Genomic DNA, 24,083 nt, shown 5'->3' on the forward strand with positions numbered 1-24,083 from the left:
CCGATGCCTCTATTCTATCCTTCACCCAGCTCAGTCTGAGTGTCTAGCCCCGTAATTTAGCCGAATTATCCAATCTCTTCTACGCAGTGAAGCCCGTTGGCACTGGCCTCGCATCGTAATTAGACTAAAGTCTAATACAGAATTATGAATTATGAATTCATATTCGGAGCGTGGTTGATTCGAACGCCTCACCGGAACAATGGATTTCGGTGCAGAAATCGACGGGTCAGGCTCACCGATCATTTTTAAAGGTGGCACGAAACGGCAACACGGTCATTTTGGAGAGATTTAACTATCGACGGTTTTGCTTACAAATAAAAACAATGAAATATCGGAGATCAGTATGAAAATCTTGAAGACAGCATTGCTCGCTTCCGTGTTTGCGCTGGGTGTACCAGCCGCGCAGGCAGCAGAGACCCAAATCAAGTTTGGTCATGTAGGAGGCCCGGGATCTCTATTCGAAAAATCAGTCAACGAATTTGCAAGAATTGCTAATGCAAAGCTGGAAGGTAAGGCCGAGGTCATACCTTTTGGTTCCAGCCAGTTAGGCAGTGACGCCCAGATGCTTAATAAACTGAAGCTGGGTACGTTGGATTTGGCTTTGCCCTCGTCCGTCATGAGCAGTGTTGCTCCCGAATTTTCGGTGTTTGAAATGCCCTATCTGATTGAAGACAGGGGCCATATGGAGCGTGTGCGAGATGAACTTGTGCGGGACGTGCTTTACCAGGCTGCAGAAGACAAAGGCTACCGAGTTATTGGCGTTTGGGAGAACGGCTTTCGGCAAATAACCAACAATGTCCGGCCTATCGTTGTGCCTGCGGATCTGGATGGCATCAAGCTAAGGACCCCCAACGGGGTGTGGCGCGTTGAGATGTTTAAAAGCTATGGCGCGAGTCCAGCCCCCATGGCACTTTCCGAAGCTTTTGTTGCGTTGCAAACAGGCGCGATGGACGGTCAAGAGAATCCTCTGGTCCAAATCTACTCGCAACGATTCCACGAGGTTCAGGATTACCTGTCGATAACCAATCACGTTTACACACCTGCCTACGTGCTGGCTGGCGCCCGCTGGAGCAGACTGCCGGAAGACGTCAGGAATGTGCTGATTGAGACAGCTCAAGAAGTGGAAGCCTTCGCACTTGAACAAGGTGAAATGCTTGATAACAGTCTAGTCGAAAAAATGAAATCCGAAGGGATGCAGGTCAACAACGCAGATCAGAAAGCGTTTGTTGCCGGCTCAGACACGATCTATAAAAAGTTCGCTGATGAAGTAGAAGGCGGTCAGGAAATGCTGGATAAGGTTAGTCAGCTCCGTAAGCAATAAAGGACGATTCCCGCTTGCTGTGCATGGTTCGCGATCACTGTGCGGATCATGTATTGCACGCAGGTACTAACCGGCTTTGGTGTTTCAGGGGATATCAATGAATTCACTTACAATTTTTAAAAACGCCTATTTCAAGTTTCTTGAAGTTATTGTCGTTGCCATAATGATTGCTCTGGCATCGGTTGTTACCGTCGGTTTTCTTTCGAGGTTTTTTGGATCACCGTTTAGTTGGTATGACGAAGTCGCCTCTGTGGGCCTGGCCTGGCTGACTTACTATGGTGCCGCGCTTGCTGCAGCCAAGGGTGCTCACATTGGGTGTCCGACCGTGGTTAACTATTTTCCTCCCTCAATCCGGTTGCCTATAGCATTGCTTGCTGAGGCAATCACTATCGGTTTCTTTGTTTTACTCGCCTACACCGGCACTCAAGTCGTTCTAATACTTGAAGGGTCAACGCTTATCAGTCTGACCAGCGTGTCCGTGCAGCTAACACAATCTGCAATTCCTATCGGGGCTGTCCTCTTTATTATCGCCGAGCTCTTACATCTGCCAGAAGTGATCGCCAGTGCAAAGGGTAAAGGGTTTACAGACCATGAGTTGGAAGAAGCGGGCCTCAGCTACGACAAGGCTTCAATAACCACTAAGCAGTAGCATTGAGCGAGCCCAGGAGAATAATAAGATGATCATTTTTCTAATGTTTGTTGGTCTGATATGCCTGATTCTAATCAATGTGCCTGTAGCGATAGCATTAGGTATCGTTGGCGCTGTGGCGACCGTCAGTAGTTACGGAGTCGCAGCATTGCCCAATGTCGCGATGGTAATGTTTGATGGTGCAACGAAGTTCCCGCTCATTGCAATTCCACTCTTTATTTTGGCGGGCGCCATTATGAACGCCTCCAGCATATCCCGTCGCTTGATTGATCTTGCGTCGGCACTGCTCGGTTTTATTAAGGGTGGGCTGTCGATGGTTACCATAGGCGCTTCGATATTTTTTGCAGAAATTTCGGGTTCAGCTGTCGCAGGGGTTTCTGCCATCGGCAGTATTATGATTCCGGCGATGAAAAAGAAAGGTTATACGAAGGAGTTTTCGGCAGCTATTTCATCCTCGGCGGCGAGCCTTGCAATTATATTGCCGCCGTCCATTCCGATGATTCTTTATGCCGTAATGTCCGGCGTTTCTGTGGTCAAAATGTTTGTCGCTGGCATTTTGCCTGGGATATTGGGCGCCCTGGGTTTAGCCGCCATGTGTTACTACCTGGCGAAAAAGAATAACTTTCCATCGGAAGGTGAGTTCCGGGCCAAAAAGCTCTGGGAAGCGTTTAAGGGTGCCATTTGGGCATTATTTATTCCGGTCATCATTTTGGGCGGTATATTTGGCGGGATCGTAACCGCGACAGAGGGTGCTGCACTGGCCGTTGTTGTTGCCATCTTCATTAGCACAATTGTTTACCGCGAATTCAACCTGCGTATTTTCTACAAATCCTGTCTCGATGCGGGCGTTCAAACGGCTGTGGTTATGCTTCTGGTTGCGAGCTCTGCTGTCGTGGGGCTTTATCTCACCGAGACTCAACTCCCACAACAGCTCGCCAATTCCATCAGTGACATGACCGACAATAAGTACATCATCTTGGCGTTGCTCAATGTCATTTTCCTGATTCTGGGCATATTTCTGCACTCTGCCGCAGCCATCATCCTGGTAGTTCCAATCGTTCTTCCGCTGATTCTCGCGGTGGGTATTGACCCGGTTCACTTTGGTTTGATCGTTACACTGAACCTGGCCATAGGCCAACAAACACCTCCTGTTGCGAGTGTGCTGATTGCTTCTTGTTCTATTGCAAAATCCGATATTTGGGCGACCTCGCGTACCAACCTCTGGTTCTTGGCTGTGCTGTTCGTGATTCTCATCATAAATACCTATATTCCAGCCTTTGCCTTGTCATTGGTGAACCTGGTTTATGGCACCTGATAGCTGAAAGGAATACGAGATGAGTAAACCTGACCAAGGCAGTGTCGACTGCAAGGTAAACCAAGGGGTGGCTTGGGTTGGCTTCAATCGCCCGGCAAGCCGCAATGCAATGACCTGGAGTATGTACGACGCACTGGAGCGCATTTGTGAAGAGATTGATGGGAAAGCCGAAGTCAGCGCTGCGGTCTTTTATGGTTATGGCGGGGAAGCCTTCGTGGCCGGAACGGACATCAAGCAATTTGCTGACTTTAACCACGGAGATCAGGGCATTGCTTATGAGCGTCGTATTGACAGTGTGGTCTATAGCTTGGAAACCATGAGGACGCCGACCATCGCGATGCTCGAAGGCTTTTGCGTCGGCGGTGGAGCCGCTATTGCGCTTGCTTGCGACTTTCGCTATTGCACGCCCTCGTTGAAGTTTGGGGTGCCCATTGCCAAAACCCTGGGCAATTGCCTGTCAGTTACCAACGTTTCACGCTTGATGGATATTGTTGGCATCCCCAGAACCAAGGAGATTCTGATGGCAGCAAAGCTGATCGAGGCACCGGAAGCCGTCTCCTGTGGATTAGTCAGCGAAGTTTTTGAGGCAGATACCATTAAAGACGAGGTCGACCAAAAGGCACAAGCCTTCAGTCAACGAGCGCCGTTGACGGTGCTCGCTGCCAAAGAAGTGATCAACCGCGTGCTGGCACACAGACGGACGGCTGCAGATGTCAGCGATGACTGGGTGAGAACCTGCTATGCCAGTGCCGACTTCAAAGCAGCGGTCAATAAGTTTGTCACCAAAATACCGTTTGAATGGACCGGAAAATAGCTGGCTTACCGAACAGCTTTTCCGACACGGAGAAAACACATGCTTCCCTTGAAAAACATAAAAGTTCTGGATGTCTCGCAAATCATGGCTGGGCCTTATTGCACCATGGTGCTTGGTGACATGGGGGCCGAAGTCATTAAGGTGGAAAAGGCCAATGGTGGCGATGACAGCCGACAAATGGGGCCCTACGTTAACGACGAATCTACGTGTTTCTCCCAGATCAACCGAAACAAGAAAAGCATTTCCTTAAACCTCAAGGACGAACGCGCGAGGGAGATATTTTATCGGCTCGCCAAAGACGCAGATGTCATTGTTGAGAACTATCGGCCGGGAGTGACGAAATCTCTGGGGATCGATTATGAAACCATCAAAATGATCAACCCCGGCATAATTTACTGCTCTATTTCAGGCTATGGCTTGACGGGTCCGTACAGCAATAAAGGGGGTTTTGATCTGGTGGCCCAAGGCATGAGCGGTTTGATGTCGATGACGGGCGAGCCAGGTCGACGGCCGGTAAAAACCGGCATTGCCGTTTACGATATCGGTGCAGGCATCACGGCGGTTTACTCGATTCTGGCGGCGTATATCCACAAAATGAATACTGGTGAAGGTCAGCAGATTGATATCGCCATCACCGAATGCGGCTTGCCCTGGTTCAGTTGGGAGGCTGCGGCGTACTTCTCCGAAGGCACTGTGCCGGAAGCCACCGGCTGGCGGCATCGCGTTTCAGCCCCTTATCAGGCTGTTAAAACCCAGGATGGTTACATGATGCTGGGCTGTGCTAATCAGCGAACCTGGGAGCGGTTTTGTCAGGATGTCATCGCGCGGGACGATTTGATCGCTGATGAGCGGTTTTTAACCAATAGCGACCGTGGGCGCAATGTCGAGCAACTTGAACGTGTTTTGGAAGAAATTCTGTCCCTTCGTGAAACGGCGCACTGGCTGGATCGATGCGACATTGCAGGCGTGCCGGCCGGACCGATCAATAATTTTGCCCAGGCCATGCAGGATGAGCATTTTCTTGCCAGAGGCATGGTCGAGGAAGTCGATCACCCGGTGATCGGCAAGATGAAGACGATCGGCTTTCCCAGCAAATTTTCCTGTACGCCTTCACAGATTCGCTCTCCGGCGCCCCTCTTTGCGCAACACACCGATGAAATCTTGTATAGCGCTGGTTTGAGTGAAGAGGAGGTTAGCAATCTCCGCCAGGAGGGATGTATCAAGTAGTTCATCAACTCCATATTTACCCATAATGCGCTTCATGTGTGAATTCAAAATTCAGAATTTATAGGCACCACAGACTCACGGAGTATTCCCTATGTTGAAACTTGATTTTCATCCCTCAGGTCGGCACTTCCTTCAAATACCTGGGCCGTCTCCTGTACCGGACCGAATTCTGCGCGCCATGAGCCTCCCGACGATTGACCATCGCGGGCCTGAGTTTGGCGCACTAGGTCTGGAGCTGCTGAAAAAAATTCAGACTATCTTTAAAACGACCCAGCCCGTCATTATTTACCCTGCATCCGGAACTGGAGCCTGGGAGGCCGCCCTTATTAACACTATGTCTGCCGGTGACCATGTGCTGATGTTCGAAACGGGTCACTTCGCAACACTGTGGGAAAAAATGGCGCGTCGGCTTGGGCTGCAGCCGGAATTCCTGGGGCTGCCCGGATATGAGGGTTGGCGCGCAGGCGTGCAGGCCGACATGATTGAAGAGCGCCTCAGAAAAGATACAGGCCACACCATCAAGGCGGTGTGTGTGGTTCACAATGAAACCTCAACCGGTGTAACAAGCAATATCCCTGCAGTACGCCGCGCCATCGATGCCGCCGGCCATCCAGCACTGTTATTGGTCGATACGATTTCAGGCCTGGCGTGCGCCGACTATCAACACGATACGTGGGGGGTGGACGTAACCATTTCCGGTTCCCAGAAAGGTTTGATGCTGCCGCCAGGCATCAGTTTTAACGCCTTGTCGGATAACGCCATCGCTGCCAGCAAAACTTCAAATTTGCCAAAAAGCTTCTGGGCCTGGGATGAGATCCTTGAGGCTAACAAAAACGGCTATTGGCCCTATACGCCCAACACTAACTTGCTTTACGGCCTGAATGAAGCGTTGGATATGTTGCTGGAGGAAGGCCTGGAACAGGTGATCGCACGCCACCAGCGCTGGGCTGTCGGTGTGCGTACGGCTGTTGAAGCCTGGGGGCTGGAAGTTCAGTGTCAGGAACCAGATGTCTACTCCCCGGTTCTGACGGGTGTCGTGATGCCCGATGGCGTGGATGCGGATGCGGTTCGGCGTCTGATTTACGAGCGCTTCGATCTTTCGCTGGGCATGGGGCTAGGCAAGTCGAAAGGCAAGATGTTCCGAATAGGACACCTCGGTGACTGCAATGATCTGACTTTGATTGCCGCGTTAGGCGGCTGCGAGGCTGGTCTGAAGTTGTCTGGCGTGAACCTCAAAGGCAGTGGCGTTTTGGCAGCGCTGGAGTACTTCTCCCAGAATCCGCCTCACCACGTCAATTAATAGCGGTGTTTATAACGGCATAGATCAGGAGTAAACGATGAACTCGTTTTCAGAGCCTAAGATACAATCGCAAAATGCGCGAGTAAAACCGATGTCTGATGTTGCCGCTCGTTTGGCACGTGAACTTGCGGGCGATGTGCTTTTTGACGACGCCTCACGCGGACGATACTCCACGGACGCGTCTATCTACCAGATTATGCCGGTCGGCGTCGTGATACCCCGCAATCAGGCGGACTTGCAACTGGCCGTTGATATAGCTCGAGATGCAAAAGTTCCGATACTTGCGCGCGGGGCGGGTACCAGTCAGTGTGGCCAGACTGTTGGCGAAGCGATCATTCTGGATACCAGCCGCTGGTTAAATCAGATTGTCGAGTTTGACGAAGAGCAACAGACAGTGGTCGTTGAACCCGGTCTGGTTCTTGACGACCTCAACCGCTGGCTCAAACCCTATGGGCTTTGGTTCCCGGTTGATGTATCAACGGCCGCCCAGTGCACCATTGGTGGTATGGCGGGCAATAACTCCTGTGGCTCAAGGTCCATCAAGTACGGCAACATGGTCCACAATGTTCTGGGTATCGACGCCTTACTTGCGGACGGTTCGCAAGGGCATTTTGGTTTGACCAGCAACCTACCTGTCAATGAAAGAATTCGCGCAATAGCCCAGCAGGTGCAGCACATTGCAGAGCGGGAAAGCGCCAACATAATGGAGAGTTTTCCCAAGGTTCTGCGTCGCGTGGGTGGCTATAATCTTGATATCTTCAACTGTCAGAACCCGCGTCCTTATAACCTGAGCGGCCAGGTTAATCTCGCTCACATGTTAGTCGGTTCTGAAGGAACTCTGGGGCTTACACAGAGAATCAAGCTTCAGCTTGCACCGCTACCGGTTCACAAAGTGCTGGCCGTGGTTAACTTCGTTCAGTTCTATCAGGCCATGGACCTGACCCAGCACATCGTTACTCTCAATCCATCAGCGGTAGAGCTGGTGGATCGCACCATGATAGACCTTGCGATTGAAAATGCAGCGTTCCGGCCCGTGATCGAGAAAGCGCTAATTGGCAAACCCAAAGCCATTCTGCTGGTTGAATTCTCCGGGGAAGACGCGCAGAAACTGCGAGGCGATCTGGCAAAGCTCAATGAGCTGATGGGGGATCTGGGTTTACCCGATTGTGTCATTAGCATGACCGGCGCCGCTGAACAGGCCGCTTTGTGGAATGTGCGCAAGGCAGGCCTTAACATCATGATGAGCATGAAAGGTGACGGCAAGCCTGTTTCCTTTATTGAGGACTGCGCAGTACCGCTTGAAAGCCTTGCAGAATATACCAACAAGCTCACCGAAGTATTTCATAAGCATGGCACTGAAGGGACCTGGTATGCCCACGCCAGTGTTGGCACTTTGCACGTTCGGCCGATTCTGGATATGCGTCGTGACGGAGCGCAAAAAATGCGTGCGATCGCCGAAGAAGCATCAGCGCTGGTTCGAGAATACAAAGGTGCATTTTCAGGCGAGCATGGCGATGGGATCTGTCGCGGAGAGTGGGTTGCCTGGCAGTTTGGGCCACAGCTCAATGCCGCATTCAAGGAGATTAAACAGCTTTTCGATCCTGAGAATTTGCTGAATCCCGGAAAAATAGTCGATACCCCGCGAATGGATGATCCAGACTACTTCCGGTTTAGCAAAGGCTATGAGGGCATACCAATAACGCCGGCGCTCGACTGGTCAGGCTGGGATGTACTTCGCGATCCGTTAACCGGCGAACAAAGTGCGCCGGGCAGTGCGGGTGACCCGACATCCGGGTTGATCAAAGCGGTTGAAATGTGCAACAACAACGGCCATTGTCGGAAATTCGACGCCGGCACCATGTGTCCCAGCTTTCGCATTACCCGGGAAGAACAACACCTGACACGGGGGCGCGCCAACACACTGCGACTGGCGCTGTCCGGGCAGTTGGGGTCAGAAGGCCTGGCCAGCAATGATGTCAAAGAGGCTCTGGATCTGTGTGTGTCTTGCAAGGGCTGTAAGCGTGATTGCCCAACCGGTGTGGACATGGCCAAGATGAAGATTGAGGCACGTTCGGCTTGGTCAAAAACACACGGGATTTCACTTCGAGATCGATGTGTAGCGGAAATGCCTCGTTACGCTGCATACGCCCGGCATTTTTCAAGCGTCATCGCGGCTGTTGAACGGGTACCTGTTTTGTCAAACTGGGTTAAGCGCACCCTAGGCTTGGCAGAACAGCGCGCCTTGCCGAACTTTTGCGGTAATTATCTGGCCAGCGCTGCGGCGAAGCCTGGTAACACAGTCTGTGAAAAAGAAGTTTTGCTATTTGTCGACACCTTCAATAACTACCTTGAGCCTTCTAATGCGGAAGCGGCTCAACGGGTTCTCACGGCCGCTGGTTACCACGTACACTTCAACAAAGCGCCAAGTGAGCGACCGTTGTGTTGCGGCAGAACCTATCTTGCCTCCGGCCAGGTAGATAAAGCCAAGGCCGAAGCTAAGCGCACACTTGAGTACCTGATGCCGTTCGTTGAACGGGGTATCAGCATCGTTGGGCTGGAGCCTTCCTGCCTTTTAACTCTACGTGATGAGTTTTTGCAGTATGGCTATGGGACGCAGGCCGTCGCTTTATCGAAGGCGTCTTTTCTGTTTGAGGAGTTTCTGGTCAAAGAACACGATGCTGGGCGTCTGAAACTCGATTTAAAAGCTCTGGAAACACCCAGAGTTCTTCTGCACGGCCACTGTCATCAGAAAGCATTTGATGCTCTTCGGCCAGTAGAGCAGGTGCTTTGCTGGATACCGGAACTGGAGGTTAAACACATCGAAGGCTCATGCTGCGGAATGGCCGGTAGCTTTGGATACGAACGTGAACACTACGATGCCTCGATGCAGATGGCCGAGCTTTCACTGCTCCCGGCGGTTCGTAAGGCCGAGGCAACTGATCTTGTGGTTGCCGACGGCACCAGTTGTCGACATCAAATTCACGATGGTGCCAATAAAACTGCCCTGCATGTCGCAAAGGTTCTGGAAAGAGCATTGGCCTGACCAACCCTGTGCATAACGCCCCTGAAACGTGTCAATACCGACACGCTTTTTTGGTAATGAGCGGAAACACTGTTGTTATTGCGACAGTGTTTCCGCTCAGTGGCGAGGCAGCTATCTTGTCTTAAATCGGTTAATTTTGAGTCGACGCTAATGGGCTAATACTGCTCAGGCGGTTTCATCCTTGACCACGCTGTTGTGAAATTGAAAATATCGATACCATGAATTGAGCATTACATGTCTCTTCGAAAGCTGCCACTCTCAATATATTAGCTGTACTTATATTCGATATAATTTTATATCGTTTGACTACCGATATTCAGTGCCATATATTTATAAGTTAACGTCTATGTAAAATCTTAAAATACTCTCTAATTAAAATAGCTTAACCGAATTTTATATTATCATTATATAAATAATATAACTTAAACGTTACTATGAGAATTTTAAAGTAATATAAATTTGCATTAAAATAGACTTCGACAGAAAAATGGAACGAAGAAGATGAAAATATACAGTCACGAAAAACAAAAGCTTCATCATCCCAAAAGCTATTTTTCTCGAGGGAAAATGCTCCAACCGCAAGAAACACCCGAGAGATTGACTGAGCTATTAAAAGCCCCACAGATGATGGGCTTAGAAGTAACGACTGCCAAAGAAATAGGGATCGAACCAATTTTAGCAGTACATGATTTCGACTATGTTGAATTTTTAAAGCATGGCTATGAAGAATGGATGGCTTCGGGTGAGGAAATGGGAGAGGAGGTACAAACTACTGTCTATGTACCGAATAACAATTCTGGGCTTGGTATTTTGGCAAAAGCGGCTAAAAATCAAGCTGATAATAGTGCTCCAATTGGCAAACATTCATGGACCCCTATTTATTGGTCCGCTCAAACGGCACTCAATGCCGCTGATTCGTTGTAAAATGATCAGACCCATCAAAGCGATATTAAAATATGCCTGACGAGGCCCGCAGGGCATCACGCCAGAAAAAATGCAGCAGGTGGTTTTTGTTATCTCAATAACGCAGCAATTATTGCTGAGCACCTGCGCCAGAAGTTTCAAAAAATCGCTATTTTAGATACCGACATGCATCATGGTCAGGGCATTCAAGAAATATTTTATGACCGCAAAGATGTGCTATATACTTCGGTGCATAGCAATCCTATTAATTTTACCCCGTGGTCGCAGGTCACGAGCACGAAATAGGCTATGGAGAGGGCTGCGGTTATAATATTAACTTTCCAATGCCACATGGTACAGATGAAACAGGGTTCTTTAATTATGTGGATAAATCGATTGAAATTGTAAAGCTGTTCAATCCGGATGTCATTGTCCATGTGCTAAGGTTCGATGTTTATAAAGACGATCCACAAGCTAAATGTCATGTCAGTACACAGGGTTTTAAAACGCTAGCAACAAAGGTAAAATCACTGAATAAGCCCGTGATTATCTTAGTAGAAGGCAGTTACTGCATAGAAAAGCTCAACGAAAACCTGCAAGCATTTCTATCTGGACTTATTTCAAAAGACTAAAATCAATAACCAGTAAAACTGGAAGTTAAAATTTTTCTACAATAATCATTAATTCAGATAATTGCTCACTTTAGACTGCCTTCACCAACTTACTGATCAGCGAAAAATCGGGCGTTAATGAAAATCTTTCTCATGTTGAAAGAAACATAGTATTTTATATACCTATCGTGAAGAGGAGCTGGTATGCGATACAAAGTCATCGTGATTGGTGCTGGTATGGTTGGAACGTCTATTGCCTGGCATCTACAAAAGAACAATTCTCAGGTTCTGCTGTTAGACAAGAAATCACCGGGATTAGAAACGTCGTACGGTAATGCAGGGTTGATTCAGCGGGAAGCGATTCATGTTCATCCTTTTCCTAGAAAGCTGATTGAACTGATAAAAATGTTACCGAACAAGAAGACGGATATTCGTTATCGCTGGCCTGCCGTCCTACGTTATCAACACGCGCTACGACAGTACTGGCGGTTTTCTGCACCATTCTCGGTCCAGAAAATAGAAAAAGATTGGCAGACTCTCATTGAGCATTGTACCAGTGAGCACCAGAAAATGATCACGGCTGCCGACGTTGAGGATTTGATCAGACGTGACGGTTGGATCGAAATGCATCGAACTGAAGATAAATTCAAAACGGCCGTGGCGGTCGCTAAAAAAGCCCGGGAACAGGGGGTTGAGCACAAAGTACTTTCCCTTTCGGAATTGAAAGAGCTAGAACCTAACGGAAATTTTGAAGGGTTTGTCGGTGCGATTCATTGGTTAAATTCCTGGCAAGTCTCAAATCCGGGTGCGTTGGTGAATGCGTATGCTAAAAGCTATCAAGATATGCAAGGTACGATAGCCAAGTGTAGTGTCAAAACAATTCTTCCGGATGACAACGGTTGGCAGGTGGTAACCGACGATGAAATTTTTTATAGTGATCATTTAGTTGTTGCTGCCGGTCCTTGGTCTAGCCAACTGATAAAGCCCTTGGGATATAATCTACCCTTATTTCCAATGCGTGGTTATCACCAGCATTTTGAAACGACTGAAAAAAATTCTATCAATCACAGTTTGATAGATATAGACAAAGGATTTGTTATGGGGCCGATGCAGCAAGGTATTCGTATTACCACCGGCGCAGAAGTTAGCGTAATGGATGCGAAAAAAGATTTCGGACAACTACAGGCTGTATTGGATATTGCTAAAAATATTCTGCCATTGAAGGATAAAGTAGAGAGTGACCCATGGTGCGGATCTAGACCTTGTATGCCTGACATGAAGCCGGTTATCGGAGCTTCCGGGAAACACAACAATTTGTGGTTTGCGTTTGGGCATGGTTATCAAGGATTTACGTTAGGACCGATTACAGGGCGTATCATCGAGGAGTTAATAAATAATAAAAAATTAACGGTTAATGTTGAACCTTTTAACCCCCAACGATTTTCTAAGTCGTAATTAAAATTTTGAAAAAACTGAGAGAAATGAATATGTTGAAATTAAATAGTAATGAACGTATGAGCCAGATTGTTATTCATAATCAGACAATTTACTTATCGGGTCAAGTTGGGGCTGTCGATGAGGATGTATCTGCCCAAACCTTAACGTGCTTGAATAAAGCCAAAAATTTGCTGGAAGAAGTGGGCAGTGATAAATCAAAAATGTTATCAGCAACGGTATGGCTGAAAAGCATGAATGATTTCGCGGCGATGAATAAGGTATGGGATCAATGGTTTGAAGACACATTGCCCCCAGCTCGAGCGTGCGGAGAGTCCACCTTGGCGCACCCCGATTTATTGGTGGAAATCACCATAATTGCCGCTGAGTAGTCGCTAAAAAATATCGGAAAAAAGTCATAACTCGCACTTGGAGAAGGTAACAACAATGGATAATGCAATTCATGGTGGTCAAGCGATTGTTGATAGCCTTCAATTACATGGAGTTAGTCGCGCGTATGTGGTTCCAGGCGAGAGCTATTTATCGGTATTAGATGGTCTATACAATGCCGAGATTAAAACAGTGGTGTGTCGTCATGAAGCGGCGTGTACGTACATGGCGGATACACACGGTAAATTTACAGGTACTCCGGGTATTGCCATGGTTACGCGTGGGCCGGGCGCTGCGCAGGCCTATACAGGTGTCCATACCGCGTGGCAAGACGGGGTGCCGCTGATTTTGTTTGTGTGACCTGCGACAAACGCTTCTTGCTGCTTCTGATGTTTTCAGGTTTTGCAGTCGAACTTTTTTACTATGAGCGAGGGCGAGATTTCTTTGAGGATGGGCAGAACTACGCGTCTGTAGTGGTCAACTAATTCAAGACAGTATTTTAAGTTTTTCTTCCGTAACCAACGGAGGCAAGCCATCATTGAACGGAAGAGGGCGCTGCCTGTAGTAATAGTCCATCAGGTAATAGCCAATATCCTTTCGTGCATCAGGAATTGAGCGATAACCAAGTTTGGGTCGGTTTTAAACCGGCGTTGACAATCGCGGTCGGAGTCTCTCCACTAAGGGCGTTTAAGGACCCCGCAGCTATTCTCTACCGCGGAGCCCTGAGTGCGGCCGAGGAGTTAGCGCATACCGCCAAGGCAGAGGTATTTAAGTTCCATATACTCGTCCAGACCGTAGTGAGAGCCTTCGCGGCCCAAACCACTCTCTTTGACACCGCCGAATGGGGCCACTTCGGTGGAGATAATGCCTTCATTAATTCCTACCATACCGGACTCAAGTGCTTCCGCGACATGCCAGACCCGGTGAATGTTATTGCTGTAAAAATAAGCAGAAAGACCAAACGCTGAATCGTTGGCCATGGCAATGGCTTCCTCTTCGGTCTCAAACCGGAACAAAGGGGCAACCGGACCAAAGGTTTCTTCGCTAGCGATCAGCATGTCCTGAGTGGCGTCGATAAGAATGGTAGGCTCAAAAAAAGTGCCTCCCAGTGCATGCGGCTGTCCACCGAGAATAATTTTGGCGCCCTTGGAAGTGGCATCAGCAATGTGCCGCTTCACCTTATCCAGCGCTGCTTTGTTGATCAGCGGCCCTTGTTGTGTATCACCGTCCAGGCCGGCGCCCACCACCATTTTGCTAACAGCAACTTTCAGTTTTTCGGCAAAGGCATCGTAAACACCAGATTGGACATACACCCGGTTTGCACACACACAGGTTTGCCCGGTGTTGCGGTATTTGGATGCCATCAGCCCGATGACAGCTGCATCAAGGTCTGCATCGTCAAAAACAATGAACGGTGCGTTGCCCCCCAGTTCCAAGCTGACTTTCTTGACGGTATCGCTGGCCTGGCGCATCAATAACTTGCCAACGGGTGTGGAGCCGGTGAAGGATATTTTGCGGACAACGGGGTTGCCCGTTAATTCCCCACCGACTGCCGCCGCATTGGGTTTTGAACAGGTAACAATATTGATCAGACCGGCCGGCACGCCTGCTTGTTCCGCAAGTGCTGTGATAGCTAGTGCGGATAGCGGCGTATCTTCTGCAGGCTTGACCACAACCGGACAGCCCGCAGCGAGCGCTGGTGCGACCTTTCTGGTAATCATGGCTATCGGAAAGTTCCAGGGTGTAATCGCGGCAACTACTCCAACCGGCTGTTTGATCACGAGGATGCGCTTGTCCTTGCCGTGGCTGGGAATGACGTCTCCATAAGCGCGCTTGGCCTCCTCTGCGAACCATTCGATAAAACTGGCTCCGTAGCCGACTTCACCGCGGGATTCAGCCAGGGGTTTGCCCTGCTCTGCGGTCATCAGGCGGGCTAGATCTTCCTGATTTTCCATCAAGAGCTCGAACCACTTCCGCAGGATCTTGGCTCGTTCTTTGGCCGGTGTGGAACGCCAGGCTGGCCATGCCGCCTCAGCAGACTCAATGGCTATACGGGTGTCTGTTTCGTCCATGTCCGGAACAGTCGCTAGGTGCTCGCCGTTGGCCGGATTGGTAACCTCGAAGGTCTTGCCGGAACGTGCCGCTGTCCACTGGCCATTAATATAGGCGCGATTGCGCAGAAGTTCTGGATTCTTAAGCTCGATAGACATAATTAACCTCAATTAAAATAGGCGCTGCCGCAGTTTAGCAACGGTTAGACGCCCGAATATCGGGCGCCTGTTTTAGAATGCGGCTTTGTAGATAGCCAGTGCGTCGGCTTCCGAGACTTCTCTTGGATTGTTTACCAGTAGGCGGGATTGTTTCATGGCATCGACTGCCATGGCTGACAGATCGGACTGACCGATACCGACTTCACGCAAGGTCTGCTCAAGCCCCAGATCAGCACTCAGTGCTTCAAGACGATTGATGAACTCCTCGACCCGCAGCTCTCTCTGAACGGAGGCCAAGTCCGGAAAAACATCTGGCGCCAGGGTGGCATAGGCATCGGCGCACACGCTGGCGTTAAAACGCATAACATGGGGTAATACTAAGGCGTTGGAAAGCCCGTGCGGTACGTGAAAAATGCCACCAATGGGGTATGCCAAAGCGTGCACTGCTGCCACCGGCGAGTTTGCAAAGGCTTGTCCGGCTAACATGGCACCCAAGAGCATGCCTGAACGCGCCTGAACGTTACTGCCTTTTTTTACCGCTGTTTCTATATTAGCGCCGAGCAATCGAAGGGCTTCACGAGCTAAAGCACGCGACACGGGGTTGTTGTTCGCGGATGCGGAGGTATAGCTTTCAATGGCGTGAACCATGGCGTCGATACCCGTTGCTGCCGTTACAGGAGCTGGCAGCCCAAGAGTAAGCTCGGCATCCAGTAGGGCAATATCTGGCAGCAGTTGAGGCGCCACCACACCTTTTTTCTCCGTTTCACCGACGGTGATGATTGAAATAGGCGTCACCTCAGAGCCCGTGCCCGCAGTGGTGGGGATCTGGATCAGCGGGAGTCTCTGGCCTTTGGCCTGTCCAACGCCGTAGACGTCTTCCAGTTTTTCGCCACCTCCAATTAAGAGCGCAACCAGTTTGGCGACGTCCATTGAGGAGCCTCCGCCGAAACCAATAACGCCGTCGATGTTTGCCGCTCGGGCTTCCGCAAGGGCGGCCTCCACCACGGAAACGGGGGGGTCGGCGACAACACCATCAAATACGCGATAGCTTACGCCAGCCTGAGTCAGAGAGTCTGTTGCGGCGCCCAGTAAGCCCGCTTTGATCAGGCCCGCATCGGTCACCAACAGAACGCTCTTACCAATCTGTGCTCGCACAAGGGTGCCAAGACGTTTGATGGATCCTGGTTCACAGATGATGCTTTTGGTCGTGTTAAAGGTAAATGCTGTCATGATTCTTCCCTAGGTCAATGGCTTAACGCTGCCCCGTTCGATCAAAAACGCTTTGTCGATCAGATCTGCCGAATGCGACTGGTCCGATTCTGACAACAACACGGTCAGGCCTTCGTCTTTCAGTGTGCTTAATACACTGGCTAGTCGTCGCGACAGGGCTGGAGCCACGCCTTCAAAAGGTTCGTCCAGCAACAATAGTTGCGTGCCTGTCATCATGGCTCTAGCCAGGGCTACCAGCTTTTGCTGGCCACCGGATAATTGCAACGCGCGGCGATCGGAAAAGACTTCAACTTCAGGCATCATTTCGTAAATCCAGGCCAGTCGGGCACCGGCATTGGTAATTTTACAAGCCCATGCCGGTGCCATAATGTTTTCCTCTACCGTCAGATCTGGCACCAGGCGACGATCTTCCGGCATATAGCCGATCGACATGCCGGCGCGCTCGAACGAGCTTTGTTTGGTCATGTTGATGCCATCAATGATGACCTGTCCAGATTTCAGTTTAAGCAGACCCATAATCGAGCGAAGTGAGGTCGTCTTGCCGGCACCGTTGCGGCCGATTAGCCCGACCATGGAGCCTTTGCTAACTGAGAAGCTGACATCACGGAGAATGGTGGTGCCCGCTATTTCAGTGGTTACGTTTTTGAGTTCAAGCATGGTCGGAGTCCTTCTTGGTGGCGTATTTTACGTCACTCAAATCCAGGTGGTGGCCCACAACAAGCTCTTGTACCTTGGGATCTGACAGAACTTTGTGGGTTGGACCATCGGCCAGAACGCGGCCGTCATAGAACGCCAATACTCGGTCGGCATAGCGCAGAACGACTTCCATATCATGTTCAACAAACAAGGTGGCCGCGTCACTCTTTCGTATTGCTGCCATGACGGTATCCATGAGGAGGAATTTGTCCTCAACGGCGACACCGGATGTGGGCTCGTCCAGCAGCATCAGGCCGGGTTTCGACAACATGGCCATGGCGATATCAAGGAGCTTGCGGACGCCCTGTGGCAGCGTCGATACGACGTCATCCGCATACTCCTCGATCTCATATTCACGCAGCATCGCGCGGACTTTTTCAACCTTTTCAGCGGATTGCAGGGGCTTCAGGAAGTTCAATTTGCGGTCTACGGAGAAACCATGAGCAATCAGGATGTTATCTAGAACGGTCAGTTCCTGAAATAACTGGGCAATCTGAAAAGAGCGACCAACACCCGCTAGAGACACCTCTCTGGGTGATTTTCCAATAATTGACTTCCCCCGGACGAGAATATCGCCGTCTGACGGCTGAATGTACCCGGTTACCATATTGATAAAGGTAGTCTTGCCGGCACCGTTGGAACCGATAACCCCGACGATTTCACCACTGTTAATTTCAATATTGATATCGGTCGCGGCGATGACAGCACCAAAGGTTCTTTCTAGATTGACCGTTTTCAACAAAGCACTCATGGGGTTTTCCTCGGTTTCTTGTTCTGGAAACGCTCAACCAGCGACCAGAGGCCGGAAGGCAGGAACAGGATGATTGCCAGCAGTGCGAAACCGAGAATCATTTGCCAAGTGTAAGGGGCAACGGCGGACGCGTAGGTGCGCATAGCCTCAAACAACACTGCAGCAATGATCGGAGCTGCGACGTGTCCAGTACCACCCATCAAGGCAATAAAGACAAACTCGCCGGAGGTGGTCCAGTAGGCCATTTCGGGGTCGACATGGCCGCTGACCAGTGCGGTAACGGTTCCACCGATAGCGGCGAGTCCAGCAGCAATGATGTATTTAACGTAGATGATCTTGAACACTGAGCCTCCGAGATACTCCAGACGAATCTCGTTTTCACGGACTGCTTCGCCGGCGTAACCGGAAAGTGATTTGAGATAACGCCAAGCCAGAATGCCGAGGGTGAACACTAGAAGTACGGCCACAGCCAGCACTAGGTTCGAGGCACCTTCTGGCCCAGGGGCCCAGCCCAGCAAACTTGGGTTGGCAACGTTGAAACCATCGGTTGAGCCCAGCACTTGATTGCGTACCAGCAGACCATAAAGAATCATTGAAAAAGCCATTGAAAACATGGCAAAGAAGATTTCCCGATATCGACACAGCAGCAGCCCGATGATGGCGGCTATGACAACGCTAAAACTGACTGAGGCCAAGAGTATCAGAAGGACATCAGTGACTTCGGCGAACTGAGTCAGCATGCCAGCAACGTAAGCGCCCAAACAGTAGTAAAGGCCCTGTCCAAAGGACACCAGCCCCGCTCGCATCAGCAGTACTAGGCCCAGAACCACGAGGCCTTTACCCATGGCTATAGTAAACAGATAGGACATCCAGTTTGGCAGCAGCAGGCCGCCCACGAGGGTGGCAACCCCGAGAATTAATAGCAGCGCCAGGGATCTTTTACTCATTAGATTTTCCTCGCGTTGGCAACGGCAAAAAGACCCTGTGGACGAAATGCCAGCACCAGACCCATAACAGCGTAGATAACGAACAGTTCAACTTCCGGATACAGGTGTACGGCAGTAGCGCGCGCCATGCCCACGATTAGAGCACCAACCAAGGCTCCGGAAATACTGCCCAGACCACCGATGACCACCACGGCAAAGGCAAGCACGATTACCTCGATTCCCATGCCTGGAACGACGGATAGACCTGGAGCGGTCAAAGCACCGGCCAGCGCACCAATTCCTGCACCGATCACGAAGGTAACGGTGAAAATTTTGGATACATTGATCCCCAGAGCCCCGGCGATCTCACGATCGTGGATGATCACCCGAAGCAGCTTTCCGTTACGGGTACGGTTAAGCCCATACCAGAGCGCAAGCCCGATGAGAATGCTTACACCAATTAGCATGAAGTCGTAATTGGAGAACGTCAGTCCCATGAACTTCGTTCGTCCCAGCATGGTGTAAGGCTGGTACGCAAAATAGGGCTCAACACCCCAAATCAGTTTGATGGCGTCTTCCATGATCAATAGGACGGCATAGGTCACCAAAATCATAACCACTTCGTCCCGACCGTACATGAAACGCAATAGGCCTCGTTCCACCAACAGACCAACGGTGACACCGGCTGCTAGAGCTGCGCCGATTAAAACAACAAAGCTTAACCAAGGCACGGAGCCGGTGGTGAAATACCAGCCCACCATGGACGCGCTGGAATAGGCGCCCAAGGCGTAGAAACTGCCGTGGGACATGTTAAGGATGCGCATGACCCCGTAAATCAGCGTGAGGCCAGCAGAAATGATGAACAGCCAGGACGCGTAAACTGAGCCATCCACGAGGATTGCTACAAGTTGTTTCATTTGAATACTCCCGATTCTTTGCACGGCCCTTATTGCCCAATCGGTTACTGAATAGGGGCGGAACAGGGGTGAAAGATCAGTGGGTAGATTCATCGCAGGCCCCGATTGGGGCCTGCGATGAATCTTGTGCTAGGTCGGGATGATTAGTTGCACTCAGCGCCTGGCATGCCTGCCTGAATCCACTTGAGGGCTTCAGTGCCCTCTGGTGGATTAACGCAGTCTGCTGGGTAGCGGATGATGTTGGTGAAGGTGATTTCGCCGTCAACTCGCTTGACGCGGCCATAAACCATTTCAGTGGCAGCTTGATGCCCTTTGCCACGGTTCATTTCAACCTTGCCACCCGGGCCGTAGAACTCAAGACCTTCGAACGAGGAGATGACTTTTTCGGTGGAAGCCCCAACGCCGGCTTTGTCATGGGCAAGCTTTAGACCAATCAGAGCTTGTGCCATGTGGTATGCGGGGAAGGTAGGTGGTGAGCCAAAGCGCTTAGTGAATTCGTTTTGGAACCAGGTATTCAGCTCACTCTCAGGTGCGAACGGGCCGAATGGGCCACGGGCGCCGATTATGGCTCCGTCGGGTAGGTGTTCGCCCAGGCTGTTCAGCGCTGTTTCACCGGCGGTGAAAATAATCTCGTTGTCTGTCAGCAGTCCGCGGGCCGCAGCCTGCAATACGAACGCATCGGTGTCGCCACCCCAGAATGAGGTGTGAATGACCTCAGCCGAATTCACCTGCAGCGCCGAGATTTCAGCACCGTACTGACCTGCGAACAATTTCGGAAATTGCTCGGTGGTAATCTCAATATCACCGCCCCGCAGAATTTTCAGGGTTTCGGTAAAGTCGCGCCAGCTGTCGTGGCCCCAGGAATAGTTCTGGTTGATGCCAGCAATGGTTTTCAACTCTGGCAGATTTTCATTCACGTATCGGGCGGCCGCAATATTATCCATGCTTGCCGTGGAGGCTGTGCGGAAAACGTATTTGTAATCGGCTTCTTCAAATACACGGGGTGTGCCGCAGTCGAACAGCACGGTCAGCGTTTTCAGTTCTTCAGCCACGGAAGGAATGGCAAGGCAGTCACCTGAAGAGATGTAACCGACAACAGCATCGACCCCATCTCGCTCTACTAAGTTGCGGAATTCTGAAGTTTGTTTGGTGGCGCCACCGGCTTCGTCGAGATAAACCGGGGTGATCATACGACCGTCAATACCGTTACCTTTGATCGGAGCGGGCAGAGTTCCGTTGTTAATGGCCTCAATGACTAAATCAGCGGCGTTTTTGGCAGGAATACCGAATGGGCCGGAAGCCGCACCAGAAAGAAATGTAACGAGGCCAAGTTTGAATTCGTCGGCGGCGTGCGCACTTAAGCTCAGTCCGCCTGTTGTGATGGCACAGGCAACCGTCGCTGCGGTTAGCAGAGAATGTTTCATTTTTGTTCCCCAAACTATTGTTTTTGTATCGTATGGTTGGACGACCAGTCGTATTATTTCTGGTGCCCTGCCCGACGCTTTAGCAAATCGGCACATTGGATAAGCAGGTCCTGTGCCAGAGTGGGATGCTTTTTATCTTATTGATTTATAAGACTTAAATTTCAGATTTTAAAAATGAAGAGAAAAATGAGCGGTTTTCGCTCGTTTGGCATGAGCGATCATGAGCGGAAACCGATCAGTCTGGTTCGGTAAAATCAGGTTCAAGTTCGGCAGGGTAGTAGATATGCCAGTTTCCCAGGATCACCGTTGCTGGGGGGTAGCGATCATCGGAAACCGTTTCACCAATGGCCATGACTTGTCGGATCTGATGCGAGCCTGGGTCCATATAAGACTTAAATCCGGCAGGGTCTTCGGGCGTGGCCAGTATTAGCGTTTCAAACGCTTGCTGAATAACTGTTGGGTCTTTGTAGTTGACGCCCGCTTTTTTCACGGCTTCTGCGATAGCAACAATGCCTGTAAACGCACCTTGCGCGCCGGATGAAGGGTAATATCCGGTCTTGCGTCGAAACTCTTCAACAAACCAATGATTGAATTCGGTTTCAGGCCAGTTGTTGTGATGCCGCGACGCTAGAAGGAGCCCCAAGGGCATTTTGTTTCCAAGTTGCGCAAAAATTTCATAATCCCCACCTTTCTCAAAGTTAGCGAAGCGTGAGCTCTGAAACAACGCGGTATTCGTGGCCTGGGTCACGAAAGCCACAAAATCGCCGCCCCAGAGGCTGTTTACTACTAGGTCGGGTTTCTCTTTGATCAGTTCATTGATGTAATGACTGTAATCTGGTTCGTTCAGCCTTGGCCACAGAATCCCAGTGATCTCATAGTCAACGTTGAAACGCTCAAGGGCCTCTCGGAAATCAGCCCATACCTGGTAGCCATATTCATAATCTGGCCCGAGGTAGGATATTCGCAGCGGCTTTTTCGATAAGTGGTTTGAAAAGTACTCTTTGATAAACAGGGCCCCGGCAGTCATTGATTGCTGGGTATCGTTGGTTACCCTGAAATAGCGATCATGAAGGAACTCACCCGTGAGCCGTGACGAAGCGTGGTCGGTACCGATAAAAAATGTACCGGTTTCTTCTGCGATTGATGTGACCTCAATGGCGACGGAAGAATTGACAACGCCACACAAAAAGCTGGCGCCTTCGTCCTCAATAAAACGCCGGGCTAGGATAGACGCTGTTGAAACCTTTGACTTGGTGTCGCCAAGTAGAATCCGCAGGCGAGGGCTATCCTCCGGTGCTTGCTGTTCGAGATACTCTAGCGCGAGGCGAATGCCGACGACCGAATCACGTCCTAGGATACCCGCGCGGCCAGACATGGGGTAAAGGCAGCCAACAGTAATGTCAGCCTGATTTTCTGAAGCGCCTAACGCCTCTGCGCAGACCGGAGTTGTTAAGAATAGCAGAAAAAAAATAGCGCTAAGAAACGGCCGATACCAACAATAGTCGCCAAATTTTTTTTTGGTCAAAACTCATCTCCTGTCAGCCCGAGCTTATGCATTCGCCGTTTTAAAGCGTGCCGGGAAATGCCCAGTGAGATTGCCGCGTCACCTTTTCGACCCCGTGACAGCATAAGCGCTTCGCAAATGCATTGGGCTTCACGTTTTGCCATTTCACTGGATAGCGAGTCTTCGCTTTGTGCGTTGCCCGTTCTAATGCTTACGTTTTTGGTACCCCGGAGTTTAGTAACGCCAGCAATTTCGGGAGGCAATCGGGCCGGTGCGATCGTCTCCCCCGCGTGGAGGATTGTCAGTCGCTCAATGGTATTCCGCAGTTCCCTGATATTGCCGGGCCAGTGGTAGTCGTATAGAAGCGCCATGGTATCCGGTTGAATGGTGATTGGACTGCATCCTTCCTGCAGCGCAAGATCTGCTGAAAAGTCCACTACCAGTTGCGGAATGTCTGCCCTGCGTTCTGCAAGAGATGGAATGCGCAACGGCATAACATTCAGACGATAAAAAAGATCTTCCCGGAACGAGCCGGACTGGGCTTCTGTCTGCAAATCGCGGTTGCTTGCCGCAATGACTCGAATATCTGCCTCAATTTCCGTATGGCCTCCTACCGCCCGGAACCGATGGGTTTCCAGGAAGGTCAGTAATTTCGCCTGGAGAGGTACCGGTAGCTCACCAATCTCGTCGAGGAAAAGAGTTCCTCCATTCGCTAGCTCAACCAGGCCAATACGTCTTTTATCCGCGCCTGTATAGGCCCCTTTTTCTGCGCCAAAGAGTTCCGCTTCTATCAGGTTTTCTGGCAAAGAGGCGCAGTTAACAGAGATAAAAGGCGCGCGTTTGTCTCTTTCTGAATGCAGTGCCTTGGCGATAATTGTTTTACCACTCCCGGAAGGGCCTTGAAGCAGAATAGTGCGGGCCGAGCTTTGCCCGATACGCTTTACCTGCTGAAGCAGCGTTTGCATCGCGTTACTCGCACCACTAAGGCCGTGGATATTGGCTTCTTTTTCCCTCCGGTAGACAACCTCCTCACTCAGTTGTCTTTGTCTGTGGTTGCGCACGATCAGAAGAATTAATTCGTCCAGATCAAAGGGTTTGGTGATGTAGTCTTGAGCGCCTTTTTTAACGGCTTCTACGGCTGCGCGAGTATCGCCGTGGGCAGAAATCATTATGGTTGTTGGCGGCGCCGGCATTGTATTAATGATGTCTAAAATGTCGAAACCCGACTGGTCCGGCAGTTTGAGGTCCAAGAGAACGATGTCGGGAGTTTCGGTTTCGATTAAAGCAAGGCCGTCTTTGCCCGTGTATGCCGCGAAAACGGTCATACCTTCCTCTTCCAGAGAAAAAATCAGGCTGTCGACGAGGTTCTTCTCATCGTCAATAATCAAAATGTTCGGCTTACGCATCAGTTATTTCCA

At 50.4% G+C, this 24,083-nt stretch carries 20 protein-coding genes and 1 pseudogene; 12 read left to right on the top strand and 9 right to left on the bottom strand.

The features are described from left to right. Positions 1–343: 343 nt before the first annotated feature. From MRBBS_RS01680 to MRBBS_RS01730, 12 genes and pseudogenes are all read left to right on the top strand, one after another. Positions 344–1,321: a TRAP transporter substrate-binding protein gene (locus MRBBS_RS01680; protein WP_014869687.1), complete on the top strand. Its 978-nt coding sequence runs from the start codon at positions 344–346 to the stop codon at positions 1,319–1,321. Between the two features lie 97 nt (positions 1,322–1,418). Further along, positions 1,419–1,970: a TRAP transporter small permease gene (locus tag MRBBS_RS01685; RefSeq protein WP_014869688.1), complete on the top strand. Its 552-nt coding sequence runs from the start codon at positions 1,419–1,421 to the stop codon at positions 1,968–1,970. 28 nt (positions 1,971–1,998) lie between these two features. After that, positions 1,999–3,285 (top strand): TRAP transporter large permease, encoded by a 1,287-nt coding sequence (locus tag MRBBS_RS01690; RefSeq protein ID WP_014869689.1) that lies wholly within the window; start codon positions 1,999–2,001, stop codon positions 3,283–3,285. A 19-nt stretch (positions 3,286–3,304) separates the two neighbouring features. Continuing rightward, positions 3,305–4,099 (top strand): enoyl-CoA hydratase/isomerase family protein, encoded by a 795-nt coding sequence (locus tag MRBBS_RS01695; RefSeq protein ID WP_014869690.1) that lies wholly within the window; start codon positions 3,305–3,307, stop codon positions 4,097–4,099. Positions 4,100–4,138: 39 nt separating this feature from the next. Then, entirely contained in the window at positions 4,139–5,326 is a 1,188-nt protein-coding gene (locus MRBBS_RS01700; RefSeq protein ID WP_041635023.1) for a CaiB/BaiF CoA transferase family protein, read from the top strand. 91 nt (positions 5,327–5,417) lie between these two features. Further along, entirely contained in the window at positions 5,418–6,626 is a 1,209-nt protein-coding gene (locus MRBBS_RS01705; RefSeq protein WP_014869691.1) for a pyridoxal-phosphate-dependent aminotransferase family protein, read from the top strand. Between the two features lie 91 nt (positions 6,627–6,717). Further along, the gene (locus MRBBS_RS01710) at positions 6,718–9,669 is read left to right on the top strand and encodes an FAD-binding and (Fe-S)-binding domain-containing protein (RefSeq protein WP_227497563.1); all 2,952 of its coding nucleotides are present in this window, start codon (positions 6,718–6,720) and stop codon (positions 9,667–9,669) included. A gap of 501 nt (positions 9,670–10,170) precedes the next feature. After that, on the top strand, positions 10,171–10,593 hold the full coding sequence (locus MRBBS_RS20315; RefSeq protein ID WP_227497564.1) for a hypothetical protein: 423 nt from the start codon (positions 10,171–10,173) through the stop codon (positions 10,591–10,593). Positions 10,594–10,629: 36 nt separating this feature from the next. Beyond that, positions 10,630–11,204, top strand: a pseudogene (locus MRBBS_RS20320) (hypothetical protein). A gap of 183 nt (positions 11,205–11,387) precedes the next feature. Then, positions 11,388–12,638 (top strand): NAD(P)/FAD-dependent oxidoreductase, encoded by a 1,251-nt coding sequence (locus MRBBS_RS01720; protein ID WP_014869695.1) that lies wholly within the window; start codon positions 11,388–11,390, stop codon positions 12,636–12,638. Positions 12,639–12,670: 32 nt separating this feature from the next. Continuing rightward, positions 12,671–13,009, top strand: a complete 339-nt coding sequence (locus MRBBS_RS01725; protein WP_041635024.1) for a RidA family protein — start codon at positions 12,671–12,673, stop codon at positions 13,007–13,009. A gap of 55 nt (positions 13,010–13,064) precedes the next feature. Beyond that, positions 13,065–13,367 (top strand): thiamine pyrophosphate-binding protein, encoded by a 303-nt coding sequence (locus tag MRBBS_RS01730; RefSeq protein ID WP_041635025.1) that lies wholly within the window; start codon positions 13,065–13,067, stop codon positions 13,365–13,367. A 380-nt stretch (positions 13,368–13,747) separates the two neighbouring features. Here MRBBS_RS01730 and MRBBS_RS01735 read toward each other — a convergent pair whose 3' ends face one another. From MRBBS_RS01735 to MRBBS_RS01775, 9 genes are all read right to left on the bottom strand, one after another. Then, the gene (locus tag MRBBS_RS01735; protein WP_041635435.1) at positions 13,748–15,211 is read right to left on the bottom strand and encodes an NAD-dependent succinate-semialdehyde dehydrogenase; all 1,464 of its coding nucleotides are present in this window, start codon (positions 15,209–15,211) and stop codon (positions 13,748–13,750) included. A 78-nt stretch (positions 15,212–15,289) separates the two neighbouring features. Then, the gene (locus MRBBS_RS01740) at positions 15,290–16,447 is read right to left on the bottom strand and encodes an iron-containing alcohol dehydrogenase (RefSeq protein WP_014869700.1); all 1,158 of its coding nucleotides are present in this window, start codon (positions 16,445–16,447) and stop codon (positions 15,290–15,292) included. Positions 16,448–16,456: 9 nt separating this feature from the next. Continuing rightward, complete coding sequence (locus MRBBS_RS01745; RefSeq protein ID WP_014869701.1) at positions 16,457–17,104, bottom strand: ABC transporter ATP-binding protein; 648 nt, start codon at positions 17,102–17,104, stop codon at positions 16,457–16,459. Continuing rightward, a complete protein-coding gene (locus MRBBS_RS01750) occupies positions 17,097–17,894 on the bottom strand; it encodes an ABC transporter ATP-binding protein (protein WP_014869702.1) in 798 nt (265 codons plus the stop codon). Before MRBBS_RS01750 ends, MRBBS_RS01745 begins: the two co-directional genes overlap by 8 nt. Next, positions 17,891–18,841 carry a branched-chain amino acid ABC transporter permease gene (locus MRBBS_RS01755; RefSeq protein WP_014869703.1) on the bottom strand — a complete coding sequence of 317 codons (951 nt, stop codon included), beginning with the start codon at positions 18,839–18,841 and terminating at the stop codon, positions 17,891–17,893. Before MRBBS_RS01755 ends, MRBBS_RS01750 begins: the two co-directional genes overlap by 4 nt. Continuing rightward, entirely contained in the window at positions 18,841–19,737 is an 897-nt protein-coding gene (locus MRBBS_RS01760; RefSeq protein ID WP_014869704.1) for a branched-chain amino acid ABC transporter permease, read from the bottom strand. Before MRBBS_RS01760 ends, MRBBS_RS01755 begins: the two co-directional genes overlap by 1 nt. 143 nt (positions 19,738–19,880) lie before the next feature. Further along, the gene (locus tag MRBBS_RS01765) at positions 19,881–21,161 is read right to left on the bottom strand and encodes an ABC transporter substrate-binding protein (protein ID WP_014869705.1); all 1,281 of its coding nucleotides are present in this window, start codon (positions 21,159–21,161) and stop codon (positions 19,881–19,883) included. Between the two features lie 235 nt (positions 21,162–21,396). Further along, complete coding sequence (locus tag MRBBS_RS01770; protein WP_014869706.1) at positions 21,397–22,686, bottom strand: ABC transporter substrate-binding protein; 1,290 nt, start codon at positions 22,684–22,686, stop codon at positions 21,397–21,399. Next, complete coding sequence (locus MRBBS_RS01775) at positions 22,683–24,071, bottom strand: sigma-54-dependent transcriptional regulator (protein ID WP_014869707.1); 1,389 nt, start codon at positions 24,069–24,071, stop codon at positions 22,683–22,685. The genes MRBBS_RS01770 and MRBBS_RS01775 overlap by 4 nt, the downstream gene beginning before the upstream one ends. Between the last annotated feature and the right edge of the window lie 12 nt (positions 24,072–24,083).

This window comes from Marinobacter sp. BSs20148, from assembly GCF_000283275.1.
Taxonomy (GTDB): Bacteria; Pseudomonadota; Gammaproteobacteria; order Pseudomonadales; family Oleiphilaceae; genus Marinobacter; species Marinobacter psychrophilus.